At 74.0% G+C, this 5,539-nt stretch carries 4 protein-coding genes and 2 riboswitches; of the genes, 2 read left to right on the plus strand and 2 right to left on the minus strand.

The features are described 5' to 3' along the window. Both ACFRMQ_RS37420 and cobF read right to left on the minus strand, forming a co-directional pair. Positions 1–765 (minus strand): S1 family peptidase (locus ACFRMQ_RS37420; protein WP_380735319.1); only part of this gene is annotated, 765 nt, incomplete at its 3' end. A gap of 177 nt (positions 766–942) precedes the next feature. Continuing rightward, positions 943–1,701, minus strand: a complete 759-nt coding sequence (cobF, locus tag ACFRMQ_RS37425) for a precorrin-6A synthase (deacetylating) (RefSeq protein ID WP_380735321.1) — start codon at positions 1,699–1,701, stop codon at positions 943–945. Positions 1,702–1,852: 151 nt separating this feature from the next. Beyond that, a riboswitch (cobalamin riboswitch) is annotated at positions 1,853–2,026 on the plus strand. Positions 2,027–2,219: 193 nt separating this feature from the next. Here cobF and ACFRMQ_RS37430 point away from each other — a divergent pair. Next, positions 2,220–2,657, plus strand: a complete 438-nt coding sequence (locus tag ACFRMQ_RS37430) for an acyl-CoA thioesterase (protein ID WP_380735322.1) — start codon at positions 2,220–2,222, stop codon at positions 2,655–2,657. Between the two features lie 122 nt (positions 2,658–2,779). Further along, a riboswitch (cobalamin riboswitch) is annotated at positions 2,780–2,947 on the plus strand. Between the two features lie 183 nt (positions 2,948–3,130). Beyond that, entirely contained in the window at positions 3,131–5,446 is a 2,316-nt protein-coding gene (gene metE, locus ACFRMQ_RS37435) for a 5-methyltetrahydropteroyltriglutamate--homocysteine S-methyltransferase (protein ID WP_380735323.1), read from the plus strand. Positions 5,447–5,539 lie beyond the last annotated feature (93 nt).

Consider the following 5,539-nt stretch of genomic DNA (forward strand, 5'->3'; position numbering starts at 1 on the left):
GTAGAGGCCGGGGCCGGAGGCGCACGGGACGTGTCCGCCGACGCCGGGGCCGGATGTGACGCCGATGAGCTCCCACCGCCCGCCCCGGCCGCGCTGGATCTGCGGCCCGCCGGAGTCGCCGAAACAGGCCATCGCCCGCGGGACCCGGCTGACGGTGCACAGCCTGGTGGGGCCGGCGTAGCCCGGGTCGCACTCGGATTCGGCCGCCCGGCGGGTGTCGAGCTGCTGGAGGTGATCGGGGAACCGCAGACCGCCGAGATCACCGGTGTCGACGACGGTGCCGAAGCCGAGCAGCCGGGTCGGGGTGCCGGGGGCGCCGGGCCGCTCGGCGATGGGAACCGGCTGTTCCTTCACCGGGCGGTCAAGGCGGATCAGCGCGACGTCGTCCAGGTTCGGCCCGGCGCCCCCTCCCTGTCGGTAGCCGGGGTGGGTGAACGTGGCGGCGATGGCGCGGACGGTGCCGCCGGACTTGCGTTCGGAGCTGCCGATCCGGACGGTGCCGCCGGGCGTGACCAGGTTCGGGTCGACGCAGTGGGCCGCCGTCAGCACCCACTGGCGGTCGATCAACGAGGCGCCGCAGACGCCGTCGTCCAGGCCCGGGGCCGACACCGGGACCGAGGCCATGAACGGGTAGCGCCGCTCGGCGTCCGTCCCGTTGACGATCGCCCCGGCACTGCCCACCGTCGCGGCGGTGAGTCCTGCGGCGAGCACGGAGACGGCCGCGAAGCGGGCCGCGCGACGGCGAACGGGGTTCCGACTGAACATCAGACATCCTCCTTGGAACCGGAGTTTCCGGATGCCTTCAGCCTTCCCTTTCAAGATCCACCGGACTAACCGGGCAGCGGGTGCGAGGACGGTGGGGATATCCCCCGCAGGGCGCGGAGGATCGCCGGTCCGTCGTCGCGCCGGACGTCGTCGTCCGGCGCGGCGCGACGCGCCCGGTCAGTCCTCCGAGCGCCGGAGCAGGTAGGTGTCCATGATCCAGCCCTTGCGCTCGCGGGCCCGCTCGCGCAGCTCGCGGATCCGGGGGGCGGCCTCGGCGAGCGGCCCGGAGACCAGCACCTCGTCGGGGGTGCCGAGGTAGGCGCCGTAGTGGATGTCCAGCCCCCGGGGGTCGATCTCGGTGAAGGCGGCCCGGCCGTCGAGCATCACCACCACGTCGTCCACCCCCTCGGGGAACCCCTCGGCCAGGCGGCGCCCGGTGGTGATCTGCACCGGGCGGCCGACCCTGGTCAGCGTGGTGCGGTGCCGGGCGGCGAGTGCGGAGACGCTGCTGATGCCCGGGATCACCTCGTACTCGAACGGCGCCCCGCCGCGGGTCGACACGTCCTCCACCACCGCGATGACGCTGTCGTAGAGGGCCGGATCGCCCCAGACCAGGAACGCGCCGCGCTCGTCCGGGCCGAGGTGCTCGGCGATCAGCCGCTCGACCAGATCGGCGCGGCGCACCCGCCAGTCGTCCACGGCGGCCGCGTACGCGGGGGTGGTGCGGTCCCGCTCCGCGTCCGGCACCTCGACCACGCGGTGCCCCGTCCGGCCGTGGTCGGCCAGCATCCGGCGGCGCAGCCGGATCAGGTCCTGTCGTTCCTCGCTCTTGTCGAGGATGAAGAAGACATCGGTGCGACCGAGCGCCTTGACCGCTTGCAGGGTGAGGTGGTCGGGGTCGCCCGCGCCGATGCCGATGACGTAGATGTGCCGCATGCGGCACATTCTGCCGTTCTTCCCGGCGTACCGGCCCGGGGGTCGTGCGTGGACCGACCGAAGAGGTGGGCGGTGGCCGTGAGCTGCGCGGATGGACGTAAGCTGGCGGGGCAGCTGGTTCGCCCCGCCCGCCAGGCGGGGCGTTGTCACGAGGGAACCCGGTGACGCCTTTCAACTGGCCAGTCCGGGACCGCCCCGCAGCGGTGAGCGGGAGCGACCGCCGTCCTGTGCGCAGGGCCCGGCAACGGAGCCGGGACGCGACGGCCGGTAGGCGTCCACCCCTGGTTCCGGACCGGGGAGGGCGTGCCCGCGAGTCCGAAGACCTGCCGCTGCCCGCGTGCCGTGGTGGCCCGCGGTCCCACCACGACCCCGAGGCGGGCCGGCGGTGCGGGTGGGCCGTATACGGACGGCTCCCCGCCCCTTCGCATGCCCGGGGCGCGCGACCTCATGAAGGAGAGTTCCGTGCAGCGGAACGCCGACCACGATTCCCGCGACGCCAGGACGGGCGGGCCGTCGCTGTGACCAGTCCCTCCGTCCTCTCCCGCACCCCGGCCGACTCGGCGGTCACCCTCGCCCACATCATGAGCGACCACGACACCAACCTCTACGGGACGGTGCACGGTGGCGTGATGATGAAGCTGATCGACGACGCGGCCGCCGCCGCCGCGGGCCGGCACGCCGGCGTTCCCGCGGTCACCGTCTCGGTCCGGGAGATGTCGTTCCTGGCGCCCGTCAAGGCGGGGGACCTCCTCACCGTTCGCGCCCGGGTCGGCCGCGCCGGGCGGACGTCGATGGACGTGTCGGTGGTGGTGACCTCGGAGCGGTGGAACCTCGCCGGGCCCGTCACCAGGGTCGCGACGGCGCAGCTGGTCTTCGTGGCCGTCGACTCGGAGGGCAAGCCCCACCCGGTGCCGGAGCTGGACCCGGAGGGCGAGGCCGACCAGCCGCTCGGGTAGCCGCTCGCGGCCGCGACGTCTCACCACGCGGACGCCTTTCGAGATTTCCGCCCCGGAGGAGGCGTTCTGCCCCTAGGCTGGCGGCGCAGCTGGTTCGCCCCGTCCGCCAGGCGGGGCGTCGCAAGAGGGAACCCGGTGACGCCTTTCGACTGGCCAGTCCGGGACTGCCCCGCAGCGGTGAGTGGGAACGACCGCCGTCATACGCACTGGACCCGGGACGGGTCTGGGAAGCGACGGCCAGTAGGTGTCCGCCTTTCACGGGGTGGACGTGCCCGCGAGTCCGAAGACCTGCCACTGCCCGTGCGCGACCGTTCGCGCGCGGCCATCCGGTGACCTCGTGGGCGGGTCGGCGACCATACCAGGCGGATCAGGCCCGTACGTTCTCGTGACGGCCGCCGCCGGGTTCGTCATCCCTTCGCGTCCTCGTGCCGTCACCGGGCACTTGAGGATTCAGGCTCGCGAAGGAGAGTCCCTTGACAGCGCAGTCCACAGCCATGGCGTCCACGGCCACCGTGTACGGCTACCCCCGGCAGGGTCGTGACCGGGAACTGAAGAAGGCGATCGAGGGGTACTGGAAGGGCGCGGTCACGGCCGGGGCGCTGCTGGCGGCCGCCGCCGAGCTGCGCCGGACGAACTGGGCGCAGCTCGCCGAGGCGGGGGTGGCGGAGGTGCCGACCGGGGACTTCTCGCTCTACGACCACGTGCTGGACACCACCGTGGCGGTCGGCGCGATCCCCGCGCGGCACCGGGAGGCGGTCGACGCCGACCCGCTGGACGGGTACTTCGCGATGGCGCGCGGCAACCAGGACGTCGCCCCGCTGGAGATGACCAAGTGGTTCGACACCAACTACCACTACCTGGTGCCGGAGTTGGGCCCGGACACGGTGTTCGTCGCGAACCCGGCCAAGGCGGTCGCGGAGTTCGCGGAGGCCCTCGCGCTCGGCCACACCGCCCGGCCGGTGCTGGTCGGCCCGGTGACCTACCTGCTGCTGGCCAAGCCGGCCCCCGGGGTGGCGGCCGACTTCCAGCCGATCACCCTGCTGGACCGGCTGCTGCCGGTCTACGCGGAACTGCTCGCGGCGCTGAAGGACGCCGGCGCCGAGTGGACGCAGTTGGACGAGCCCGCGCTGGTGCAGGACCGCGCCCCGGCGGAGCTGAACGCCGCCGCCCGCGCCTACCGTGAGCTGGGCGCCCTCACCGGGCGGCCCAAGCTGCTGGTCGCGAGCTACTTCGACCGGCTCGGCGAGGCGCTGACGGTGCTGGCCAAGTCCCCGGTCGAGGGCCTGGCGCTGGACTTCACCGGCCCCGCCGCGGCGAACCTGGAAGACCTCGCCGCGGCGGGCGGGCTGCCCGGCAAGCGGCTGGTGGCGGGGGTGATCGACGGACGCAACGTCTGGATCAACGACCTGGAGAAGTCCCTCGCGACCCTGGCCACCCTGCTGGGCCTCGCGGACACCGTCGACGTGGCGCCGTCCTGCTCGCTGCTGCACGTGCCGATCGACGCCGCCGCCGAGCGCGACATCGACCCGCAGATCGCCCGCTGGCTGGCCTTCGCCAAGCAGAAGGCACGCGAGGCCGCCCTGCTCTCCCGGGCCCTGCGCGAGGGCACCGGCGCCGTCACGGCCGAGCTCGCCGCCAACCGCGCCGACCTCGCCTCCCGCGCCAACTCCCCGATCACCCGCGACCCGGCGGTGCGCGCCCGGGCCGCCGCCGTCACGGCCGACGACGCCCGCCGCGCCCAGCCCTACCCGCGGCGCGCCGAGGCCCAGCACGCCCGGCTCGGCCTGCCGCTGCTGCCGACCACCACCATCGGCTCCTTCCCGCAGACCACCGAACTGCGCACCGCTCGCGCCGACTTGACGGCCGGACGGATCGACGCGGCAGCCTACCGGGAACGGATGGAGGCCGAGGTCCGCGAGGTCATCGCCTACCAGGAGAAGACCGGACTGGACGTCCTGGTGCACGGCGAGCCCGAGCGCAACGACATGGTCCAGTACTTCGCCGAGCAGCTCACCGGCTACCTGGCCACCCGGCACGGCTGGGTCCAGTCCTACGGCACCCGCTACGTCCGCCCGCCGGTCCTGGCCGGCGACATCTCCCGCCCGCACCCGATGACCACCGAGTGGTTCGGCTACGCGCAGGGCCTGACCCGGCGCCCGGTCAAGGGCATGCTCACCGGCCCGGTCACCATGCTCGCCTGGTCCTTCGTGCGCGACGACCAGCCGTCCGCCGACACCGCCCGGCAGGTCGCCCTCGCCCTGCGCGACGAAGTCACCGACCTGGAGGCGGCGGGAGCGGCCGTCATCCAGGTCGACGAGCCGGCCCTGCGCGAAACCCTCCCGCTGCGCGCCGCCGCCCGCCCGGCCTACCTGGACTGGGCCACCGAGGCCTTCCGGCTGGCCACCTCGGGCGTGCGGGCGGACACCCAGATCCACACCCACATGTGCTACGCCGAGTTCGGCGCCGTCATGACGGCGATCGACGAGCTCGACGCGGACGTCATCTCCTTGGAGGCGACCCGCTCGCACATGGAGGTGGCCGGTGAACTCGCCGGGGCCGGCTACCCGCGCGAGGTGGGCCCGGGTGTCTGGGACATCCACTCCCCGCGCGTGCCCAGCACCGAGGAGGCGGTCACGCTGCTGCGCGCGGGCCTGGCCGCGATCCCGGCCGAGCGGCTCTGGGTCAACCCGGACTGCGGGCTGAAGACCCGCGGCTGGCCGGAGACCCGGGCGTCCCTGGACAGCCTGGTCGGCGCGGCCCGGGTGCTGCGCGAGGAACTCGCCGGCTGACGGAGGCCGGTCGGCGGGGGCCCCTCCAAGGTGCGTACGGAGGCGCTGGACGCCCTGGCCGCCACCGGCACCTCCCTCCTCGGCACCTCCCAC

Source organism: Kitasatospora sp. NPDC056783, from assembly GCF_042789895.1.
Taxonomy (GTDB): domain Bacteria; phylum Actinomycetota; class Actinomycetes; order Streptomycetales; family Streptomycetaceae; genus Kitasatospora.